22 protein-coding genes are annotated in these 20,898 nt (G+C 69.6%); 10 read left to right on the forward strand and 12 right to left on the reverse strand.

All coding sequences use genetic code 11. The annotated features are described in order from the left end of the window. Window positions 1–15: 15 nt before the first annotated feature. Window positions 16–426 (reverse strand): VOC family protein, encoded by a 411-nt coding sequence (locus tag ACZ4VI_RS12605; protein ID WP_467999172.1) that lies wholly within the window; start codon window positions 424–426, stop codon window positions 16–18. Window positions 427–704: 278 nt separating this feature from the next. On the opposite strand from ACZ4VI_RS12605, the gene ACZ4VI_RS12610 reads away from it, so the two are divergent. Next, complete coding sequence (locus ACZ4VI_RS12610; protein WP_467999173.1) at window positions 705–1,127, forward strand: SRPBCC family protein; 423 nt, start codon at window positions 705–707, stop codon at window positions 1,125–1,127. 165 nt (window positions 1,128–1,292) lie between these two features. Continuing rightward, window positions 1,293–2,453: an alkaline phosphatase PhoX gene (locus ACZ4VI_RS12615; RefSeq protein WP_467999174.1), complete on the forward strand. Its 1,161-nt coding sequence runs from the start codon at window positions 1,293–1,295 to the stop codon at window positions 2,451–2,453. Here ACZ4VI_RS12615 and ACZ4VI_RS12620 read toward each other — a convergent pair. From ACZ4VI_RS12620 to ACZ4VI_RS12635, 4 genes are all read right to left on the reverse strand, one after another. Further along, window positions 2,423–3,469 (reverse strand): ArsR/SmtB family transcription factor, encoded by a 1,047-nt coding sequence (locus ACZ4VI_RS12620; RefSeq protein ID WP_467999175.1) that lies wholly within the window; start codon window positions 3,467–3,469, stop codon window positions 2,423–2,425. The genes ACZ4VI_RS12615 and ACZ4VI_RS12620 overlap by 31 nt on opposite strands. Before the next feature lie 588 nt (window positions 3,470–4,057). Next, a complete protein-coding gene (gene ppdK, locus ACZ4VI_RS12625; protein WP_467999176.1) occupies window positions 4,058–6,769 on the reverse strand; it encodes a pyruvate, phosphate dikinase in 2,712 nt (903 codons plus the stop codon). Window positions 6,770–7,145: 376 nt separating this feature from the next. After that, on the reverse strand, window positions 7,146–8,282 hold the full coding sequence (gene dusB / locus ACZ4VI_RS12630) for a tRNA dihydrouridine synthase DusB (RefSeq protein ID WP_467999177.1): 1,137 nt from the start codon (window positions 8,280–8,282) through the stop codon (window positions 7,146–7,148). Between the two features lie 119 nt (window positions 8,283–8,401). Further along, window positions 8,402–8,629: a DUF6243 family protein gene (locus ACZ4VI_RS12635; RefSeq protein ID WP_467999178.1), complete on the reverse strand. Its 228-nt coding sequence runs from the start codon at window positions 8,627–8,629 to the stop codon at window positions 8,402–8,404. Window positions 8,630–8,890: 261 nt separating this feature from the next. Between ACZ4VI_RS12635 and ACZ4VI_RS12640 the strand changes: the two genes are divergently transcribed. Next, window positions 8,891–9,904 (forward strand): aldo/keto reductase, encoded by a 1,014-nt coding sequence (locus tag ACZ4VI_RS12640; protein ID WP_467999179.1) that lies wholly within the window; start codon window positions 8,891–8,893, stop codon window positions 9,902–9,904. 32 nt (window positions 9,905–9,936) lie between these two features. Beyond that, a complete protein-coding gene (locus tag ACZ4VI_RS12645; protein WP_467999180.1) occupies window positions 9,937–10,521 on the forward strand; it encodes a TetR/AcrR family transcriptional regulator in 585 nt (194 codons plus the stop codon). Window positions 10,522–10,605: 84 nt separating this feature from the next. Here ACZ4VI_RS12645 and ACZ4VI_RS12650 read toward each other — a convergent pair whose 3' ends face one another. Continuing rightward, on the reverse strand, window positions 10,606–11,988 hold the full coding sequence (locus ACZ4VI_RS12650) for a glycine--tRNA ligase (protein ID WP_467999181.1): 1,383 nt from the start codon (window positions 11,986–11,988) through the stop codon (window positions 10,606–10,608). Window positions 11,989–12,164: 176 nt separating this feature from the next. Between ACZ4VI_RS12650 and ACZ4VI_RS12655 the strand changes: the two genes are divergently transcribed. From ACZ4VI_RS12655 to ACZ4VI_RS12670, 4 genes are read left to right on the forward strand one after another with little or no spacing between them, the layout of a single operon-like run. Then, window positions 12,165–13,214, forward strand: a complete 1,050-nt coding sequence (locus ACZ4VI_RS12655; protein ID WP_467999182.1) for a metal ABC transporter substrate-binding protein — start codon at window positions 12,165–12,167, stop codon at window positions 13,212–13,214. Continuing rightward, window positions 13,214–14,014 carry a metal ABC transporter ATP-binding protein gene (locus tag ACZ4VI_RS12660; RefSeq protein WP_467999316.1) on the forward strand — a complete coding sequence of 267 codons (801 nt, stop codon included), beginning with the start codon at window positions 13,214–13,216 and terminating at the stop codon, window positions 14,012–14,014. The genes ACZ4VI_RS12655 and ACZ4VI_RS12660 overlap by 1 nt, the downstream gene beginning before the upstream one ends. A gap of 2 nt (window positions 14,015–14,016) precedes the next feature. Beyond that, window positions 14,017–14,934: a metal ABC transporter permease gene (locus ACZ4VI_RS12665; protein WP_467999183.1), complete on the forward strand. Its 918-nt coding sequence runs from the start codon at window positions 14,017–14,019 to the stop codon at window positions 14,932–14,934. A gap of 53 nt (window positions 14,935–14,987) precedes the next feature. Beyond that, the gene (locus ACZ4VI_RS12670) at window positions 14,988–15,398 is read left to right on the forward strand and encodes a Fur family transcriptional regulator (RefSeq protein ID WP_361848386.1); all 411 of its coding nucleotides are present in this window, start codon (window positions 14,988–14,990) and stop codon (window positions 15,396–15,398) included. 65 nt (window positions 15,399–15,463) lie between these two features. On the opposite strand, the gene ACZ4VI_RS12675 is transcribed toward ACZ4VI_RS12670, so the two are convergent. The 6 genes from ACZ4VI_RS12675 to ACZ4VI_RS12700 all read right to left on the reverse strand — a co-directional run bounded on the left by ACZ4VI_RS12675 (window position 15,464) and on the right by ACZ4VI_RS12700 (window position 19,690). Continuing rightward, a complete protein-coding gene (locus ACZ4VI_RS12675; RefSeq protein WP_467999184.1) occupies window positions 15,464–16,024 on the reverse strand; it encodes a YcxB family protein in 561 nt (186 codons plus the stop codon). A gap of 63 nt (window positions 16,025–16,087) precedes the next feature. Beyond that, window positions 16,088–16,936: an isoprenyl transferase gene (locus tag ACZ4VI_RS12680; RefSeq protein ID WP_467999317.1), complete on the reverse strand. Its 849-nt coding sequence runs from the start codon at window positions 16,934–16,936 to the stop codon at window positions 16,088–16,090. 18 nt (window positions 16,937–16,954) lie between these two features. Continuing rightward, window positions 16,955–17,704: a DNA repair protein RecO gene (recO, locus tag ACZ4VI_RS12685; protein WP_467999185.1), complete on the reverse strand. Its 750-nt coding sequence runs from the start codon at window positions 17,702–17,704 to the stop codon at window positions 16,955–16,957. 70 nt (window positions 17,705–17,774) lie between these two features. Further along, window positions 17,775–19,076, reverse strand: a complete 1,302-nt coding sequence (locus ACZ4VI_RS12690) for a S8 family serine peptidase (protein ID WP_467999186.1) — start codon at window positions 19,074–19,076, stop codon at window positions 17,775–17,777. A 150-nt stretch (window positions 19,077–19,226) separates the two neighbouring features. Continuing rightward, complete coding sequence (locus tag ACZ4VI_RS12695; RefSeq protein WP_467999187.1) at window positions 19,227–19,442, reverse strand: hypothetical protein; 216 nt, start codon at window positions 19,440–19,442, stop codon at window positions 19,227–19,229. After that, complete coding sequence (locus tag ACZ4VI_RS12700) at window positions 19,439–19,690, reverse strand: hypothetical protein (protein WP_467999188.1); 252 nt, start codon at window positions 19,688–19,690, stop codon at window positions 19,439–19,441. The genes ACZ4VI_RS12695 and ACZ4VI_RS12700 overlap by 4 nt, the downstream gene beginning before the upstream one ends. 117 nt (window positions 19,691–19,807) lie before the next feature. Here ACZ4VI_RS12700 and ACZ4VI_RS12705 point away from each other — a divergent pair, with 117 nt between their 5' ends. Together ACZ4VI_RS12705 and ACZ4VI_RS12710 are read left to right on the forward strand one after the other, a co-directional pair. Further along, on the forward strand, window positions 19,808–20,641 hold the full coding sequence (locus ACZ4VI_RS12705) for a helix-turn-helix domain-containing protein (protein ID WP_467999189.1): 834 nt from the start codon (window positions 19,808–19,810) through the stop codon (window positions 20,639–20,641). Continuing rightward, a complete protein-coding gene (locus ACZ4VI_RS12710) occupies window positions 20,623–20,892 on the forward strand; it encodes a DUF397 domain-containing protein (protein ID WP_467999190.1) in 270 nt (89 codons plus the stop codon). Before ACZ4VI_RS12705 ends, ACZ4VI_RS12710 begins: the two co-directional genes overlap by 19 nt. Window positions 20,893–20,898 lie beyond the last annotated feature (6 nt).

Consider the following 20,898-nt stretch of genomic DNA (forward strand, 5'->3'; position numbering starts at 1 on the left):
TGAGCCGGCCGCTGATCAGCCCTGGACGGCGGCGGGGTCCATCCACATGACCTCCCAGTGGTGGCCGTCGGGGTCCGTGAACGAGCGGCCGTACATCGTGCCGTAGTCCATGGGCTCCTTCGCCGCCGAGCCGCCGGCAGCGAGAGCGCCGTCCGCGAGCTCGTCGACCTTCTCGCGGCTCTCGGCGCTCAGCGCGATGAGGACCTCGGTCGACTTCGTCGCGTCGGCGATCTCCTTGCCCGGCTTGGTGAACTCCTTGAACTTGGCCTCGGTGAGGAGCATCGCGAAGATCGTGTCGCTGATGACCATGCAGGCGGCCGTCTCGTCGGTGAACTGCGGGTTGAAGGAGTAGCCCAGCTTGCTCCAGAAGGCCTTCGAGGCCTCCAGGTCCTTCACGGGCAGGTTGACGAAGATCATCTGGTTCATGGCGGTCGCTCTCTCTGTCTCTCGTGTGTCTCGTGCGTCTCGTGTGCGCTTTCGAGAGTTAAGACGGCGGGGCCCGTCGGAACTCATCGGCGCGCGGGAACTTTCTTCGGGACCGGGCTAGCGTCGGATGTATGAGCCCCGCAGGCAGGAAGATCACCGAGCGATTGTCGGACGACGCCCTGGCCTCCGCCACCGGAAGGGACTGGGCGGGCTAGTTCGCGCTGCTCGACGCCTGGGGCGCCGAGCGGCAGAACCACGCCGCGATCGCCCGCCATCTGGTGGACACGCACGGCGTCAGCGGCTGGCACGCCCAGTCGATCACCGTCGGGTACGAGCAGGAGCGCGGGCTGCGCGAGGTCGGCCAGTCCTCCGGCGGCGGCTGGCAGGTCAGTGCGAGCAAGACCGTGAACGCCCCGGCCGACCGCTGCACGGCCGCCTTCGCCGACGAGGAGCTGCGCCGCCGCTGGCTCCCGGACGGCGAGCTGGAGGTGCGCACCCACCGGCCGGGGAAGTCGGTGACGGCGGACTGGGACGGCGGGACGAGCCGGATCGAGGTCTACCTGACGCCGAAGGGCGACACGAAGACCCAGATCGGCCTCGGCCACACGAAGCTCCCGGACGCGGACGCGGTCGCCGCCTACAAGGAGTTCTGGCGCGAGCGCCTCGCCGTGCTCAAGATGCTGCTGGAGTCGGAGGCGTGAGCCCCCAGCGGCTGAACCCCACAGAACATTCCGACCGACGCTTCCCCTTCATCGGTTGTTGCTGCACCGTCAACTCCGTACCAACTCCGTACTCCTAGGTTCCGAAAGCGCGCGACCCCGCCGCAGACCGTGCGGCGGGTTCACCCACCCACTCTGGAGTGAGACGTGGAGCGACGCAGTTTCCTGCGCGGAGCGGTCATCGGCACGTCGGCAGCCGCCTTCGGCGGCACCCTGATGCGCGGGGCGGCCTACGCGGCCCCCGCCCAGCCCGGCGCCGGCCCCTACGGGGCTCTCGGCGCGGCCGACGCCAACGGCATCCTGCTGCCGAGCGGATTCAGCAGCCGGGTCATCGCCCGGTCGGGACAGACCGTCCCCGGCACCTCGTACACCTGGCACAACGCCCCCGACGGCGGCGCCTGCTTCGCCGACGGAACCGGCTGGATCTATGTCTCCAACTCGGAGATCTCCACCACCGGCGGCGCGAGCGCCATCAAGTTCAACTCGACGGGTTCGGTCACCTCCGCCTACCGCATCCTCTCCAACACCAACCGCAACTGCGCGGGCGGCGCGACCCCGTGGAACACCTGGCTCTCCTGCGAGGAGGTCAGCACCGGTTACGTCTACGAGACCGACCCGTGGGGTGTGAACGCGGCGGTGCGCCGGTCCGCGATGGGCCGGTTCAACCACGAGGCCGCCGCCGCCGACCCGGTCCGCAAGGTGATCTACCTGACCGAGGACGCGTCCGACGGCTGCTTCTACCGCTTCGTCCCGAGCACCTGGGGCAACCTCTCCTCGGGCACTCTCCAGGTGCTCAAGGCCGGTACCGCGACCTCCGGTTCCTTCACCTGGGCCACCGTCCCCGACCCCGACGGCTCGCCCACCCCGACCCGTGACCAGGTCTCCGGCGCGAAGTTGTTCAACGGCGGCGAGGGCTGCCACTACGCCAACGACACCGTCTGGTTCACCACCAAGGGCGACAACCGCCTCTGGCAGGTGAACCTCGCCACCAGCACCTACGAACTGGCCTACGACGACTCGCTGGTGGTCGGCGGCGGCGCCCCGCTGACCGGTGTCGACAACGTCACCGGCTCCTCCTCCGGCGACCTGTTCGTCGCCGAGGATGGCGGCAACATGGAGATCTGCATCATCACGCCGGACGACGTCGTCGCCCCCTTCCTGCGGATCAGCGGCCAGTCCGGTTCCGAGATCACCGGACCGGCCTTCTCCCCCGACGGCAGGCGGCTGTACTTCTCCAGCCAGCGCGGCACCTCCGGCAGCTCCTCGGGCGGCATCACCTACGAGGTGACGGGCCCGTTCCGCGCGTAGAGACGCTCCACCGGGGCCGCTGAGACGGCCCCCGCGACCCTCCGCTGGGCGCCGCCGAGAAGGGCGGCGCCCAGCGGTGTCAGGGTGTGCAGGACCGCGTTGCCGTACCGCAGCGTCGAGACGAGCCCCGCCTCGCGCAGCACGCCCGCGTGCTGGCTGGCCGAGGCGAGCGACACCCCCGCCCTGCGGGCGAGTTCGCTGGTGGTACCGCCGTCTCCTATGGCGTGCAGGACCGCCGAGCGGGTGTTGCCGACCAGCTTGGCCAGCGAGGAGCCGCCCGGCTCGTGCACGGTCGGCGCGTCGTAGTGCGTCGTCGGGTAGACGAGCACCGGGGGCAGCGTCGGGTCGCGCAGGACGACCGGCGTCCCGCGGCAGAAGTACGAGGGCTGGAGCAGCAGGCCCCTGCCGTCGAGGTGCAGGTCGCGCGAGACGGGATAGTCGGCCTCCAGGACGGGCGCGCGCCAGCGGAACATCGGCGGCAGCGAGGCGAGGAGTTCGCCGGCGCCGCCGTCGAGCAGGGCCCGGCCGCGCAGCGCCCGGTCGGCCTCGACCCGGGCGCGGATGTGCGGCCAGTACGGCTCGATCGCCGCCCGGTGGTAGCTGCGCAGGGCCCCGACGAGCCGGCTGAACGGTTCGTCACCGCCCTCGGCGAGGGCGCGCAGCGAGTGCGGCACGGTCCGGCCCCCGGGCCGGTGGGCGCCCAGGAGGGCCAGCTCCGCGTGGAGCCGGTCCCCCGGGGTCGCGCGGACCGCCTGGAGGCCCTCGTCGAGGCCGTGCACGCCCTCGGCAGGTGTCAGGAAGTCGGGGAAGTAACCGCGACTCGGGACGAGCGCGGCGAGCAGCCGCGTCTCCCCGTTGAGCCGGGGCCGGGTGTCCGAACGCCATTCTCCGTACACGAGCGACCCGCGTCGGTCTCTAAGCCGATGAAAGCTGAGAATCGTTTCCCACAGAACGTCGGGCCGCGCCGCCATCCGGACCCCGGCCATGTCGCTCGCGGTGAAATGAATCCGCAGCATTTGAACCCCCACCTGTGCACTCGCAACCGCCCCCGTCGATGAGTATGCACATCATCACAGCACGTTACCAGGGTGTTTCAGCCACACTTGAAAAGCATCGCGGCGACTGTGGGCAAACGGAAAAGCTGTGGGTGTCGGGCAGGAAACCTTCAGGACCGAGGTGGCGTGGCGAAGACCGTGGGGGGCTTTGCGCGTCCGGCGGCGGTCGGCGAGGGTTGCGGCTCACCTGCCCGGCATGGGTAATGGGCGCGGCCACCGGGTGGGGATCCGGGGGTCGCGCCCGCTCCGTTCTTTGCGGGACCAATCGTGGAAAGTTCAATCCGGAAAGTTCAACGGCGAATAATTCGCCCGGCCTTGATTGAACACAAACTCACATCTCGCGAACATCCCGGGGTCGCTTCGGGTTGCTTCGGGGTGGACGAAATACGACGGGGCGGACACCTCCGCACAAGGTGTCCGCCCCGTCTCTCTTTGGGACCCGGAGTCGCCGCCCATCGGTTGAGGGTCGGGGACGAGCGGCGACTCCGGTGATCTTTGCTACTGAACGTTCGGTCAGCCGAAGCCCAGCAGGGGGGTTAGCCCGAGGGCTCAGCGGCTGTCGGAGCCCTTCGCCTCGGCCGCCGCACGGCCGGCCTCCAGGCGCGCCACCGGGATCCGGAACGGCGAGCAGGAGACGTAGTCGAGACCCACCTCGTGGAAGAAGTGCACCGACTCCGGGTCGCCGCCGTGCTCGCCGCAGACGCCGAGCTTGATGTCCGGGCGAGTGGCCCGGCCGGCCTCGACGGCGCTGCGGACCAGCGCGCCGACGCCGTCCTTGTCGATGGTCTCGAACGGCGAGACACCGAAGATGCCCTTCTCCAGGTACGCGGTGAAGAAGCTGGCCTCCACGTCGTCCCGGGAGAAGCCCCACACGGTCTGGGTGAGGTCGTTGGTGCCGAAGGAGAAGAACTCGGCGGCCTCGGCGATCTGACCGGCGGTCACGGCGGCGCGCGGCAGCTCGATCATGGTGCCGAGCGCGAGCTTCAGCTCCACGCCGGTCTTGGCCTGGACCTCGGCGATGACCTGCTCGGCCTCGTCGCGGACGAGCTCCAGCTCCTGGACGGTGCCGACGAGCGGGATCATGATCTCGGCGCGCGGGTCGCCCTTGGCCTCGATGCGCTGGGCCGCGGCCTCGGCGATCGCCCGGACCTGCATGGTGAACAGGCCGGGGATGACCAGGCCGAGGCGGACGCCGCGCAGACCCAGCATCGGGTTCTGCTCGTGCAGCCGGTGCACGGCCTGGAGCAGGCGCAGCTCGTTCTCGTGCGGCTCCTTGCGGGCCTCGGCGAGGGCGACGCGCACCGACAGCTCGGTGATGTCGGGCAGGAACTCGTGCAGCGGCGGGTCGAGCAGGCGGACCGTGACGGGCAGCCCGTCCATGGCCTCGAAGAGCTCGACGAAGTCCTTCTTCTGGAGCGGGAGCAGGGCCTGGAGGGCCTCCTCGCGCTCCTCGTCGGTGTCGGCGAGGATCAGCTTCTCGACCATCTCGCGGCGCTCGCCGAGGAACATGTGCTCGGTGCGGCACAGGCCGATGCCCTGGGCGCCGAAGCGACGGGCGCGCAGCGCGTCCTCGGCGTTGTCGGCGTTGGCGCGGACGCGCAGCCGGCGGACGCGGTCGGCGTACGCCATGATCCGGTGGACGGCCTGGACCAGCTCGTCGGCGTCGTCGGCGCCGGCGTGCATGCGGCCCTCGAAGTACTCGACGACCGGGGACGGTACGACGGGTACCTCACCGAGGTACACCTTGCCGGTGGAGCCGTCGATGGAGACGACGTCGCCCTCCTCGACGACCTGGCCCGAGGAGGTGGTCATCCGGCGGCGCTTGGTGTCGACCTCGAGCTCCTCGGCGCCGCAGACACAGGTCTTGCCCATGCCGCGGGCGACGACGGCGGCGTGCGAGGTCTTGCCGCCGCGCGAGGTCAGGATGCCCTCGGAGGCGATCATGCCGTCCAGGTCGTCCGGGTTGGTCTCACGGCGGATCAGGATGACCTTCTCGCCGGAGCGGGACCACTTGACGGCCGTGTACGAGTCGAAGACGGCCTTGCCGACGGCCGCGCCCGGGGAGGCGGCGATGCCGCGGCCGATCTGCTCGACCTTGGAGTTCTCGTCGAACTTGGGGAACATCAGCTGCGCGAGCTGGGCGCCGTTGACGCGCTGGAGCGCCTCGGCCTCGTCGATCAGGCCCTGGTCGACGAGCTGGGTGGCGATCCGGAAGGCAGCACCGGCGGTGCGCTTGCCGACGCGGGTCTGCAGCATCCACAGCTGACCGCGCTCGATCGTGAACTCGATGTCGCAGAGATCCTTGTAGTGGGTCTCCAGGGTCTCCATGATCTGCATGAGCTGGTCGTACGACGCCTTGTCGATCGACTCCAGCTCGGCCAGCGGCACGGTGTTGCGGATACCGGCGACGACGTCCTCGCCCTGCGCGTTCTGCAGGTAGTCGCCGTAGACGCCCTGGTGTCCCGAGGCGGGGTCGCGGGTGAAGGCGACACCGGTGCCGGAGTCCGGGCCCAGGTTGCCGAAGACCATGGAGCAGATGTTGACCGCGGTGCCGAGGTCGTGCGGGATGCGCTCCTGGCGACGGTAGAGCTTGGCGCGGTCGGTGTTCCAGGAGTTGAAGACGGCCTCGATCGCGAGGTCCATCTGCTCGCGCGGGTCCTGCGGGAAGTCGCGGCCGGCCTCGGCCTTGACGATCTTCTTGAAGTGCTTGACGAGCTTCTTCAGGTCGGCGGCGTCGAGGTCGGTGTCGACGGTGACCTTCTTGGCGGCCTTGGCCTCGTCGAGGGCCTCCTCGAAGAGCTCGCCGTCGACGCCGAGGACGGTCTTGCCGAACATCTGGATGAGGCGGCGGTACGAGTCCCAGGCGAAGCGCTCGTTGTCGGCCTGGGCGGCGAGGCCCTCGACGGACTTGTCGGAGAGGCCGATGTTGAGGACCGTGTCCATCATGCCGGGCATGGAGAACTTGGCGCCGGAGCGGACCGAGACGAGCAGCGGGTTGTCGGCCTGGCCGAGCTTCTTGCCCATCTTCTGCTCGAGGGCGTCCAGGTGGGCGCTGACCTCGTCGCGGAGCTCGACCGGCTCGGAGCCGCTGTCGAGGTAGACCTTGCACGCCTCGGTGGTGATCGTGAAGCCGGGGGGAACGGGGAGGCCGAGGTTGGTCATCTCGGCGAGGTTCGCACCCTTGCCACCGAGCAGGTCCTTCAGGTCCCTGTTGCCCTCGGTGAAGTCGTACACGAACTTCTGATCTTTGTTTTCCGACACGTGTCTCGACTCCTCGAGGACTCGGTGGCTGCCCTGACGGCGAGGAACATACCCAGATCGAAGGCTCATGTGGAGGTATGCCTACCGGACACGTGGTCTTAACCACCCGTCCGCCAGCACATCGAAAGTAACCGACGAGTAGCTTCCGCTTTCAGGCTCCGAACCTGCCTTGACTCAAAACTGGGGATAGCCGCTCATGTGAGCGCCTTCCAGAGCATTTGTGTTCAACTCTTGAACACAGAAGGGGTGGCACCCAGTGCCACCCCTCCATAAGTGCAACGCCTCGAAACCTGCTCATCTGAGCACCACCTCTATCAAGGGTGGCGAGGATCACGCCGTACGAACGGCCCGATTCCCACGATCCGGACGCCCGGGATCACCCCCCGGACGTGTCCAACTCGGCCTCCTCGCTTACCCCGGCGCAGTCGTACGGGTCCTTCAGCCAGCCGTCCGGCAGGACCACCCGGTTGTTGCCCGAGGTACGGCCGCGCGGGCCGTCCGCGCCGGTCGGCCAGGGCTGGTCCAGGTCCAGCTCGCTCAACTGAGCGCTCAGCTCGTCCAGGGACGAGGTGACTGCCAGCTTCTTGCGCATCTCGGAGCCGACCGAGAAGCCCTTCAGGTACCAGGCCACGTGCTTGCGGAAGTCGATGACACCCCGCGACTCGTCCCCGAGCCACTCGCCGAGCAGCCGTGCGTGCCGCACCATCGCGTCCGCGACCTCGCGCAGGCCGGGCTGCGCGTACGTACCCGTGCCCTCGAAGCCCGCCACCAGGTCGCCGAAGAGCCACGGGCGGCCCAGGCAGCCGCGGCCCACGACCACGCCGTCGCAGCCGGTCTCGCGCATCATCCGCAGCGCGTCGTCCGCCGACCAGATGTCGCCGTTGCCGAGCACCGGGATCTCCGGCACGTGCTCCTTGAGCCGCGCGATGGCGTCCCAGTCGGCGGTGCCTCCGTAGTGCTGCGCCGCCGTCCGGCCGTGCAGGGCGATCGCCGTGACGCCCTCCTCGACCGCGATCCGGCCGGCGTCCAGGTACGTGATGTGGTCGTCGTCGATGCCCTTGCGCATCTTCATCGTGACCGGCAGGGCGCCCGCGTTCGACACGGCCTCGTTCAGGATCGCGCGCAGCAGCGGCCGCTTGTACGGGAGCGCCGAGCCGCCGCCCTTGCGGGTCACCTTGGGGACCGGGCAGCCGAAGTTCAGGTCGATGTGGTCGGCCAGGTCCTCGTCCGCGATCATGCGGACGGCCTTGCCGACCGTCACCGGGTCGACGCCGTAGAGCTGGATCGACCGCGGCTTCTCGCTGTCGTCGAAGCGGATGAGCTGCATCGTCTTCTCGTTGCGCTCGACCAGCGCCCTCGTCGTGATCATCTCGCTCACGAAGAGCCCCTTGCCGCCGCTGTACTCGCGGCAGAGGGTGCGGAACGGGGCGTTGGTGATGCCGGCCATCGGCGCGAGCACCACCGGCGGCTGCACGATGTGCGGCCCGATGGCGAGGGGGGAGAACACGGTCATTGGGCCATTGTCGCGCACTGCGGGGGTCTTTAGATGGCCGTACTGTCCGCACTGTCCGCACGCACGTGGGCCCCCGGTCACCTGGTGACCCGGGGCCCACGTCGTCGTACCGGCTGCGGCTACTCCTGGCTGCCCGTCGTCTCGCTGCCCGCGGTCTCGCTGCCCGCGGTCTCGGCGCCTTCGGCGCCCATCGCGCGTTCGCGCATCTTCTTCAGCAGCTCCTGCTTCTGGTCGACAGCGGCCTTGCGGTCGGCGCTGCGGCCCTGGACGGAGCCCGGCTGGTCGCCACGGGACAGCTTGCGGCGCTGTCCGCCGACGCCGAGGAGGTTGTTACGGCCCTTGGCCATGGGGTTCTCCCATTGGTGAGAAGTGGTGAGGGGATCGTTCGGCAGGGGCGGGCGTCGCGGCCCGCCGCGCTCTCACTCGTAGATCTGGAAGAACGAAGACATGCGGTAGACGCTACCCCGCCTGCGACACCCCGGACACCGATTTCCCGTCGCGTCACTCGCACGAATGACAGACATTGAAATCTGTCAGCCGTCATGTCATAGTTGTCATGCGTCACTCCTTCGATCCCTTCCCATCGATCCCCTTCCGAGGAGACACCCATGACCTCCCTCCCCACCCGCCGCCTCGGCACCACCGGCCCCCAGGTCTCGGCCCTCGGGCTCGGCTGCATGGGGATGTCCGCGCTGTACGGCGAGAGCGACCGCACCGAGTCGATCGCGACGATCCACGCCGCGCTCGACGCCGGCGTCACGCTCCTCGACACCGGCGACTTCTACGGCATGGGGCACAACGAGCTGCTGATCAACGAGGCCCTGCGCACGGCCCCCGCGGCCGCCCGCGAGCAGGCGCTGACCAGCGTGAAGTTCGGCGCCCTGCGCACGGTCGAAGGCGGCTTCACCGGCTATGACGGGCGGCCCGCCGCGGTGAAGAACTTCGCGGCGTACTCCCTCCAGCGCCTCGGCACCGACCACATCGACATCTACCGGATCGCCCGGCTCGACCCCGACGTGCCGGTCGAAGAGACCGTCGGCGCGATAGCCGAGCTGGTCGAGGCCGGACACGTCCGCCACATCGGGCTCTCCGAGGTCGGCGCGGACACCCTGCGCCGGGCGGCGGCCGTCGCCCCGATCGCCGACCTCCAGATCGAGTACTCCCTGATATCCCGCGGCATCGAGGAGAAGATCCTCCCGACCGCCCGCGAGCTGGGCATCGGCATCACGGCGTACGGCGTGCTCTCGCGCGGTCTGATCAGCGGCCACTTCACCCGTGACCGCGAGCTCGGCCCGGGCGACTTCCGGGGCATGAGCCCGCGCTTCCAGGGGGAGAACCTGCACCGGAACCTGGACCTGGTGGACCAGCTGCGCGCCATCGCCGAGGCCAAGGGCGTGACGGTCGCGCAGACCGCCATCGCCTGGGTCCTGTCTCAGGGTGAGGACATCGTGCCGCTGATCGGCGCCCGTCACCGGGACCGGCTCACGGAGGCCCTCGGCTCCCTGGACCTCACGCTCGACGCCGCCGACCTGGCCGCGATCGAGCGGGCCGTCCCCGCGGGCGCGGCGGCCGGCGAGCGCTACCCGGCGGCCCAGATGGCGCACCTGGACAGCGAGCACTGACTCGGGGTTCGACTGACAGGTACTGTCATCTCATGCCGACCGAGACCCTGACCGCAGAGCGCATCCTCGAAGCCACCGAGGAGGTGCTGCGGCGGTACGGCCCGGCGAAGGCGACGGTGGTCGACGTCGCCCGGGTGCTCGGCGTCAGCCACGGCAGCGTGTACCGCCACTTCCGTACGAAGGCGGCGCTGCGTGAGGCGGTGACCGAGCGGTGGCTGAGCCGCGCCGAGGTCGCCCTCGCCGAGCTGATCGAGACCTCGGACCGGTCGGCCGCCGAGAAGCTCCGGGCCTGGTTCGCCGGCCTCTTCGAGGCCAAGCGGCACAAGGCGGGTGACGATCCCGAGCTGTTCGCGACGTACGGCGTGCTGATCGACGAGGCCAGCGGTGTCGTCGAGGACCACATCGAGGCGCTGATCGGGCAGGTCCGCTCGATCGTCGAAGAGGGCGTACGGAGCGGGGAGTTCACCACCCCCGACCCCGCGGTCACGGCCCGGGCCCTGTTCGCCGCGACGGCCCACTTCCATGACCCGGCCTATGCCCCGGAGTGGCAGCGCCCCACGATCGAGGCCGAGTTCGACGCCGTACTGGACCTGCTGCTGCGCGGCCTGAGGGCGTAACGCGCGCAACGCGCAACGTACGGCGAAGCCCCCGGTTCCTTCCGCGGAACCGGGGGCTTCGGCGTACGAACGGTACGGCGAGCGTCAGCAGCCGAGGAGGCGGCTGCCCAGGTAGCCCTGGATCTGGTCGAGGGAGACGCGCTCCTGCTTCATGGTGTCGCGCTCGCGCACGGTCACCGCGTTGTCGTCCAGGGTGTCGAAGTCGACGGTCACGCAGAACGGCGTACCGATCTCGTCCTGGCGGCGGTAGCGGCGGCCGATGGCGCCGGCGTCGTCGAACTCGATGTTCCAGTTCTGCCGCAGGTCCGCCGCGAGGCCCTTGGCCTTCGGGGAGAGCTGCGCGTTGCGGGACAGCGGCAGCACGGCGACCTTGACCGGCGCGAGGCGGTGGTCGAGGCGCATCACGGTGCGCTTCTCCATGACGCCCTTGGCGTTCGGGGCCTCGTCCTCGTTGTACGCGTCGAGCAGGAAGGCGAGCATCGTGCGGCCGACACCGGCGGCGGGCTCGATGACGTACGGGGTCCAGCGCTCCTGGGCGTCCTGGTCGAAGTAGAGCAGGTCGTTGCCGGAGGCCTTGGAGTGCGCCTTCAGGTCGTAGTCGGTGCGGTTGGCGACACCCTCGAGCTCGCCCCACTCGCTGCCGCCGAACTGGAAGCGGTACTCGATGTCGGCGGTGCGCTTCGAGTAGTGGGAGAGCTTCTCCTTCGGGTGCTCGAACCAGCGCATGTTCTCCTCACGGAGACCCAGGCCCGTGTACCAGTTCCAGCGCTGCTCCATCCAGTACTCGTGCCACGTCTCGTCCTCGCCCGGCTTGACGAAGAACTCCATCTCCATCTGCTCGAACTCGCGGGTGCGGAAGATGAAGTTGCCCGGAGTGATCTCGTTCCGGAAGGACTTGCCCATCTGCGCGATGCCGAACGGGGGCTTCTTGCGCGAGGTCTGCAGGACCTGGCCGAAGTTGGTGAAGATGCCCTGCGCGGTCTCGGGACGCAGGTAGGCGACGGAGCCGGAGTCCTGGGTCGGGCCGAGGTGGGTGGAGAGCAGACCGGAGAACTGCTTGGGCTCGGTGAACGTGCCCTTGTTGCCGCAGTTGGGGCAGTTCAGGTCGGCGAGGCCGTTCTCGGGGAGGCGGCCGTGCTTCTCCTCGTACGCCTCCTCCAGGTGGTCCGCGCGGAAGCGCTTGTGGCAGGAGGTGCACTCGGTCAGCGGGTCGGTGAAGGTGGCGACGTGACCGGAGGCCTCCCAGACCTCGGTGGCCAGGATCACCGACGAGTCGATGCCGACGACGTCCTCGCGCGCGGTGACCATGTAACGCCACCACTGACGCTTGATGTTCTCCTTGAGTTCGACACCCAGCGGCCCGTAGTCCCAGGCGGCGCGCTGGCCGCCGTAGATCTCGCTGCACGGGTAGACGAAGCCACGGCGCTTGCTCAGGCTGACGATGGTGTCGATCTTGTCGGCGGCCACGGTGCTCTCTTCATTACGACGACGAAGTGCGAATGCTTCAGGTTACCGGCGCCCACGCCCCCCGTATCAAATCGGCCCGGCATACGCCCGCGCACCGCCGACCGCCGAGCGGACGTGGCCGGTTCCACAAGAAGCACAATTGACAATCGTTTCCAGTTTTGTTGAAAATGAGTGTCATGAACGTACGCCGTCTGATACCCACCACCGCCATCGCCGGAGCCGTCACCCTCGGTCTTGTCAGCCTCTCCGCCTGCTCGGGGAGCTCCGACGCCGCCGACAAGAAGGCCGACGGCAAGCTCAGCGTGGTGGCGTCGTTCTACCCCATGCAGTACCTGGCCGAGCAGATAGGCGGCGACCACGTCTCCGTCAACACGCTCACCAAGCCGGGCGTCGAGCCGCACGACCTGGAGCTCAAGCCGAAGCAGATCGGCGAGCTCGGCGAGGCCGACTACATCCTCTACCTCAAGGGCATCCAGCCCGCCGTCGACGAGGCGATCAAGCAGGCCGGCGTGAAGAACACCGTCGACGCTGCCACCCTCACCACGCTGGAGGACCACGGCACCGAGGTCGGCCACGACCACGGCGCCGAGGAGCCCGGCCACGAGGAGAAGCCCGAAGCAGGTCACGAGGGCGAGACCGCCGAGGAGCACGCCGAGCACGCGGGCGAGGAGAAGGCCGAGGAGCCCGGCCACGAGGAAGAGGCCGGTGCCGACCCGCACATCTGGCTCGACCCGGTGAAGTACGCCGAGGTCGCCAAGGGCGTCGGCGCCTCCCTGGAGAAGGCCGACCCGGCCCACGCCGCCGACTACAAGAAGAACACCGACGCGCTGGTGAAGAAGCTCGGCGACCTGAACACGGCGTTCGAGACCGGTCTGAAGAACACCACCACCAAGACCTTCATCACCACCCACTCCGCCTTCGGCTACCTCGCCGAGCGCTACGGCCTGGACCAGGAGGGCATCGCCGGCCTCGACCCCGAGTCCGAGCCGAGCCCCGCCCGGATGAAGGAGCTCCAGGACGTCGCGAAGAAGGAGAAGGTCTCCACCGTCTTCTTCGAGACCCTCGCCAGCGACAAGACCGCGAAGTCCCTCGCGTCCGACACCGGCCTCAAGACCGACGTACTGGACCCGCTGGAGGGAATTACCGACAAGTCCAAGGGCGATGACTACATCGAGGTCATGCAGTCCAACCTCGCCGCGCTGAAGAAGGCCCTCGGCGCGAAGTGATCCCCGCACAGCCGAGCCATGCACAGCAGGAGGCAACCGTGACCGCGCCCGTCATATCCGTCCGCGGAGCCACGGCTGCCCTCGGGGCGCGCCCCGTCCTGCGCGGCATCGACCTCACCGTGAACTGCGGTGAGGTCGTCGCGCTGCTCGGCGCCAACGGCTCCGGCAAGTCCACCGCCGTCCGTGCCGTCATCGGCCAGGTGCCGCTGACCGGCGGCACGATCTCCCTGTTCGGCACCGAGCAGAAGCAGTTCCGCGACTGGGCCCGCGTCGGCTACGTGCCGCAGCGCACCACCGCCGCGTCCGGCGTCCCCGCCACGGTCCGCGAGGTCGTCTCCTCCGGCCGCCTCGCCCGCCGTACGTTCGGCTGGCTGACCAGGGCCGACCGCGCCGCCGTCGAGCGGGCCATCGAGCTCGTCGGCCTCGCCGACCGCGCCAAGGACTCGGTGAGCGCCCTCTCCGGCGGCCAGCACCAGCGCGTCCTGATCGCCCGCGCGCTCGCCTCCGAGCCCGAGCTGCTGATCATGGACGAGCCGATGGCCGGCGTCGACCTCGCCAGCCAGGAGATCCTCGCCGCCACCCTGCGCGAGCAGGTCGCGGGCGGCACGAGCGTCCTGCTCGTCCTGCACGAGCTGGGCCCCCTGGAGCCGCTGATCGACCGGGCCGTGGTGCTCCGCGACGGCTGCGTCGTCCACGACGGCCCGCCGCCGAAGGCCGTCGGCCAGCACGCCCTGCCCGGCCACGACCACGTACATCCGCACGCGGCCGACGAGCCGCTCCGCACGGGACTGCTGACCTGATCATGGACTTCCTCGAACCTGCCTTCATGCAGCGGGCGCTCCTCGCGGCCGTCCTCGTCGGCATCACCGCCCCCGCCGTCGGCATCTACCTCGTCCAGCGCCGGCAGGCACTGATGGGCGACGGCATCGGCCATGTCGCCATGACCGGTGTCGGCCTCGGCTTCCTGCTCTCCTGGAGCCCGGTGTGGATGGCGACCCTCGTCGCCATCGCCGGCTCCGTCGCGATGGAGCTGATCCGTGCGTACGGAAGGACCCGCGGCGATCTCGCGCTCGCCCTGCTCTTCTACGGCGGTATGGCCGGCGGTGTCCTGCTGATCAACCTCTCGCCGACCGGCTCCAACGCCAACCTGAGCTCGTACCTCTTCGGCTCGCTGACCACGGTCTCCCCCGAGGACGTCACGGCGATCAGCATCCTCGCCGCGTTCGTGATCCTGGTGACGGTCGGACTGCGCCGCCAGCTCTTCGCGGTCAGCCAGGACGAGGAGTTCGCCCGCGTCACCGGCCTGCCGGTGCGCGCCCTGAACCTGCTCGTGGCCGTCACCGCCGCCGTGACCGTCACGGTGGCGATGCGGGTCGTCGGCCTGCTGCTCGTCAGCGCGCTGATGGTTGTCCCGGTGGCCGCGGCCCAGCAGCTCTCGCGTTCGTTCCGTACGACGTTCGTGCTCGCGGTCGTGATCGGCACCGGCACCACCCTGACTGGCACGATCACCTCGTACTACCAGGACCTTCCGCCCGGCGCGACGATCGTGCTGCTCGCGATCGCCGTCTTCGTCCTCCTGACCGTGCTGGCCACCCCGCTGGCCAGGCGCCGCGCCCGGGCCGCGGCGGCGTCCTCGGCTTCGGCCTCCGCCTCGGCAGGGGCCGACTGCGACATGGCCGTGCCCGTCACCCGCCGGCCCACGGACGACGCCGCGGTCTAGCGGTCCGGCGGCCTGGCAGAATGGCGGGGGCGACGAAACTCTAGGAGGCCCCTGTGGCGACGGCAGGACCCCCCGTACGCGGCCGCTCGACCAAGCAGCGAGCCGCGGTGGCGGCGGCACTGAACGAGGTGGACGAGTTCCGCAGCGCCCAGGAGCTGCACGACATGCTCAAGCACCGCGGCGACTCGGTCGGCCTCACCACGGTCTACCGCACGCTCCAGTCCCTCGCCGACGCGGGCGAGGTCGACGCCCTGCGCACCAGCGAGGGCGAGACGGTCTACCGCCGCTGCTCGACGGGCGATCACCACCACCACCTGGTCTGCCGCGTCTGTGGCAAGGCGGTCGAGGTGGAGGGCCCGGCGGTGGAGCAGTGGGCGGAAACGATCGCCTCCCAGCACGGGTACGTCAACGTGGCGCACACGGTCGAGATCTTCGGCACGTGCGCGGAGTGCGCGGCGAAGTAGGCGGTACGTGAAAGGGGCCCCCACCGGAGCGATCCGGTGGGGGCCCTCTCGCGTACGAGGGTGGCTCAGAGCCGCGTGATGTGCCGGTCGAGGATCGCGCGGAGCCGGTCGACCTCCTCGGCACCGGCCAGTCCCCGCTTGGGCAGCGTGCCGACCCCGACGCCGCCCTTGTCGCCGGAGAACACGACGAACAGCTCCGCCGTCTCGGTGTACCGCGGGAACATCTCCCACCCGGCCTTCACGTCGGTGTCCCGCGAGGTCCAGCGCATCCCGTGCTCGTCCACGAAAGCCCGGAACTCGCCCTGCGAGGCGACCATCCGGTGGACCTGCTTCGCCGTGAGCACCGGGATGAGCACGAGAAGACCGAAGGACAGCACCGTGAGGAAGACGGGGCCGAACGACGACGCGAACTGGCTGCTCGTCCCGGGCCGGAAGACGGACAGCACCAGGAGGAAGATCCCCAGGAACCCTGTGGTCAGCAGAAAGAGCCGCAGGCGGCGCCCGCCGGGAGTCTTGCGCATCCGCGCGCGCAGCGCGTCGGCCACGTCGACGTCGGTCGGCACATAGACCAGCTCCACGGTCTCCTGAGCTGTCTCCTGCGCTGTCGGATTCTGTCCCTCGGCCATGCTGGCCCCTCCCCGGTGCCTCGACGACAAGCCGTGATCGTAACGGCCCAGTCGGACAGCCGGTCAGACGGCCGGGCCCTGGGGCGGGACGACCGTGCCCATCGCCGCGCGGTCCGCCGCCGGGATCGCGCCGAAGCGGCGGTCGCGGGAGGCGTACTCGACGCACGCCCGCCACAGGTCACGGCGGTCGAAGTCCGGCCACAGCACGTCCTGGAAGACCATCTCGGCGTAACTGCTCTGCCAGATCAGGTAGTTCGAGGTGCGCTGCTCGCCGCTCGGGCGGAGGAAGAGGTCGACGTCCGGCATGTCCGGGTAGTAGAGGTACTTCTGGAAGGTCTTCTCGTTGACCTTCGACGGGTCGAGCCTGCCCGCCGCCACGTCCTCCGCGATCTTCTTCGCGGCGTCGGCGACCTCGGCACGGCCGCCGTAGTTGACGCAGAAGTACAGCGTCATCGCGTCGTTGTCGACGGTCTGCTCCTGTGCGACCTGGAGCTCCTGGACGACCGACTTCCACATCTTCGGCATCCGGCCGACCCAGCGGATACGGATGCCCAGCTCGTCCATCTCGTCGCGCCGGCGCCGGATGACGTCCCGGTTGAAGTTCATCAGGAAGCGGACCTCCTCGGGCGACCGCTTCCAGTTCTCCGTGGAGAAGGCGTAGAGCGAGAGGTTCTTGACCCCGAGCTCCAGGCAGCCCTTCAGGACGTCCAGGACGACGCCCTCGCCGACCTTGTGCCCCTCGGTGCGCGGGAGGCCCCGCTCCTGGGCCCAGCGGCCGTTGCCGTCCATCACACAGGCGACGTGGTTCGGCACCAGCTCGCCGGGGAGCTTCGGCGGGCGCGCGCCGGACGGGTGCGGCTCCGGGGTCTTGTACTCCCGGATCTTCCGTCCGAGGATTCCGCGTCGTGCGATGGCCATGCGATGGGTCTCCTAGCTCTTCTCTACGTACCGCAGCGAGCGCAGGCCGCGCTCCAGGTGCCAGTGCAGATAGGCGGACACCAGCCCGCTGCCCTCCCTGACGTGACGCGGTTCGCACGCGTCCGCCGTTGCCCAGTCGCCGGTGAGCAGCGCGCTGAGCAGGCCGATGGCCTCTGGAGAGGGTACGACGCTGCCGGGCACCCGGCAGTCGCCGCATATGACGCCGCCCGCCGCGACCGAGAAGAACCGGTTCGGTCCGTGGAGGCCGCACTTCGCGCAGTCCTCGAAGCTCGGCGCGTAGCCGTTGACGGCGAGGGAGCGCAGGAGGAAGGCGTCGAGGATGAGGTGCGGCGCGTGCTCGCCCCGGGCGAGCGTCCGCAGCCCGCCCACGAGCAGCAGGTACTGCTGCACGGCCGGCTCGCCCTCGTTGTCCGTGAACCGCTCCGCCGTCTCCAGCATCGCCGTCCCGGCGGTGTAGCGGGCGTAATCGGTGACGATCCCGCTCCCGTACGCGGCGATGGTCTCGCTCTGCGTACAGAGCGGCAGCCCGCGCCCGACGAGATCGCTCCCGCGGGCGAAGAACTGCACGTCGACGTGGGAGAAGGGTTCGAGCCTGGCCCCGAACTTCGACTTCGTTCGCCGCACACCCCGGGCCACGGCGCGTACCCGCCCGTGACCGCGTGTGAGGAGCGTGATGATGCGGTCCGCTTCACCCAGCTTCTGGGTGCGCAGCACGATGCCGTCGTCGCGGAACAGACTCATGGGCCCATTCTCCCGTACGACGACGGAGCCCCGGGCCGGTACCCGGGGCTCCGGTCGTTGCGGAAGGGGCTCAGTAGCCGCCGGCGTGGACGAGGTATCCGTAGTAGCGACCGCTGACGGGCGCGTTCGGGTCGCCGGCGAAGCCGTACGCGGCGGGCTGGAAGGCTGCGTCGGTACGGAGCCTGGCCATCACCTCGGCCGGGGTCAGGCCCGCGCACGGCCCGGCGATGCACAGGGCGGCCGCTCCGGCCACGTGCGGCGAGGCCATCGAGGTGCCGGAGAGGACCGTGGTGCCGCCGCGGAGGCGCGTGGACCGGATGCACACCCCCGGACCGGCGATGGTGTGGGCCGCGTCGGCGGAGCTGACGGCGAAGCTGGAGAAGGCCGCCCTGGTGTCGTCCGGTTCGGTTCGGCAGGTCGGGACCGCGCCTCCCCCGGGTCGGCCGTTGTAGTCGGCCATGGCGGTCGTGGTGAGCACCTCGTCGTAGGCGGCCGGAATGTGGTTGGCGACATCGTCATTGCTGTTGCCGGCCGCCACCACCACCGTGACGCCGGCCTGGTTGACCACGTGGCAGATCGCCCGGTGCTCCGGGTCGCCGTTGGTGATGCCGCAGTTGCCGTCGTCGGTACCGGCCCCGCCGAGGCTCATGTTCGCGACCTTGATGTTCCGCGCGGCGGCGTTGTCCGCCACCCAGTCGAGCCCACACACGATGTTGGAGGTGAACCCGGTGCCCAGGGCACCCAGCACCTTGACCGAGTACAGCGGGGCGCCGGGCGCGACCCCCACGACGTCGACGCCGTTGTCCCGGGCGGCGGCGGTGCCGGCCACGTGGGTGCCGTGTCCGTTGTTGTCGCGGTACGACCCGGGGAACAAAGGACTCGTGCAGTTGACCCCGCCGACCACGTTGAGATCACGGTGCCGGTTGTCGATCCCTGTGTCGAGAATCGCCACCCCGACGCCGACGGATCCCGTCCCGTCCCCGGCACGCGTGCTGCTCAGATCCGCGTCCACCCGGTCCACCCCGGTCGGCAGCGTCTGCTGGGTGGCCCGTACGGGCAGATCGGGGGCCACCGCCGCCACGTGCTCGGCCGCCCGCAGCGCCGCCACTCGGGACTCCGGGATCACCGCCGAGTACCCGACCAGGGCGTGCCGGTACCGGAAGCCCGCCGTCACCCCGTGGGCCCGGCCGTGCTCCCGCACGATCGCGTCGAGCCGGTCACGGGCCGAGTCCTCCAGCACGACCACGTACCGCCCCGTCGGGTGGGCCGCCGCCCCGGCCCCCGTGAGTCCCCCCGCCAGCAGCGCCCCCGCCACCGCGGACACCGCGGCCAACCGGTACGCCGGTCTCGCGACCCGGCCTCGTCCCGCCATGCCGAACACCTCGTTCCCTCTCGCTGTCGACGAACCCCGAACTCCGAACCGGTTCGCGGCGACCACGTAACCGGTGCGGTGGCGTTCGTGCAGCGCGGGCGAGGCGGATGGACTAACGGACCGCCAGGTTGCGGCTCCACCCGAGTGCGCTCAGGGCACCTCGCCCCGGCTCCGCGCGTTCGCGTGGGCCGTGGCGGCGCGGAGGCGCTCCGCCGAGGTCGCCTCGCGGACCCCCTCCGGCTCGGCGTCCCACTCCCGCCCGCCCCCGAGCGGCCGTAGCTGGATGTACGGGCCCTCGTGCCCCATGACCGTGCCCACACGTCCGGTGCGGATCTCGACGACGTACGACCCAATGGGCAAGTTCATGACCGGCCCCCTTCTTCCCCAGGCGGCGGCAGTACGGCGGCTGCCAGCAGGCGCGCCGTTTCCACCGTGCAGCGTCCCAATTCGATGAGCGGCGGCTGGTGCGGGGAGTCGGCGGCGAGGGTGACGACGTCGAGCCCGAGGGACGGCAGCACGATTCCCGCCCGTCCGAGTGCCTGACGCAATTCCGTCACCGTATCGCTCGCTTCTTCGACGGCCCCCGTGATCGACCGCGTGTCTTGTTCCTTCACCAACGCATCCCTTTCCGAATCCATTTCTCGTTTACCGCACCCAGGGTGGTGCCGGATCCGTAGAATCGACAGATGCGCAGGTCCTACAACTGCGAGGCAGCGTGGGGGAGTTAATCCATGGCCAAAGCACGGCGGTTGGACACGTGGCGGTTCTTCGGCCAGGAGCTGAAGGCACAGCGAGAAGCGAAGGGGATGACGCAGACCGAGCTGGGCGAGCGGGTGTTCGTTTCCGGGGGATACATCGGCCAGTTCGAACAGGGAATTCGGAAACCGCAACTGGACGTGGCGCGGCGAATCGACGAGGTCCTACAAACCGGAGGCTTTTTCGAACGGGCGTGGAGACGCCTGATCAACGCCTCGCCGTACGCGACCTATTTCGAGCCGGTGGTGGAGCTGGAGGCGCTGGCGACGAAGATCTGCGAGTTCGCGCCGACGGTGGTGCCGGGGCTGTTGCAGACGGCGGAGTACGCGAGGGCGGTGACGCTGGCGGCGAACCCGTTCGTCACCGAGGAGTACGTCGAGGAGAAGGTCACCGCGCGACTCGACCGGGCGCGGATCCTCAAGGACGCTACAAGGCCCGAGTATTGGGTGATTGTGCACGAGAACGCGCTGCTGACCCCGGTCGGCGGGACGGCGGTGATGGCGGCGCAACTGGAGCACCTGGCGGCGCTGGTGCGGGAGCGGGCGGTGCTGGTGACGGTGCTGCCGCGGGCGGCGGGTGCACACGCAGCCATGGAAGGCTCGCTCAGGCTCATGGAGTTCGAGGACGCGCCGCCAACGGGCTATACAGAGACGTCGTTTTCGGGAACATTGCTGGACGATCCGGCAGTGGTGAAGCGCGCACAGCGCGCCTACGATCTGCTCAGGGCCGCCGCTATGTCGCCGGAGGCGTCCCTGGCCCTGATCGACTCGGCGGCTGAGGACTACAGACGATGCGCGAGTACGACCTGAGCAACGCCCGCTGGTTCAAGAGCTCGTACAGCAACGGCGAAGGCGGCGACTGCATCGAGGTGGCGTACGACTTCGTCGGCGCCGCCTGGCGTAAGAGTTCCTACAGCAACGGCGAGGGCGGCAACTGCGTCGAGGTCCTGGACGACGTGCCCGGTGTCGTCCCCGTCCGGGACTCCAAGAATCCCACCGGCCCCGCCCTCATCGTCCCCGCCGCCGCGTGGGCCGTCTTCGTCACCGGCTTGAAGGGCTAAGACACG

Source organism: Streptomyces sp. NPDC029169 (assembly GCF_055563935.1).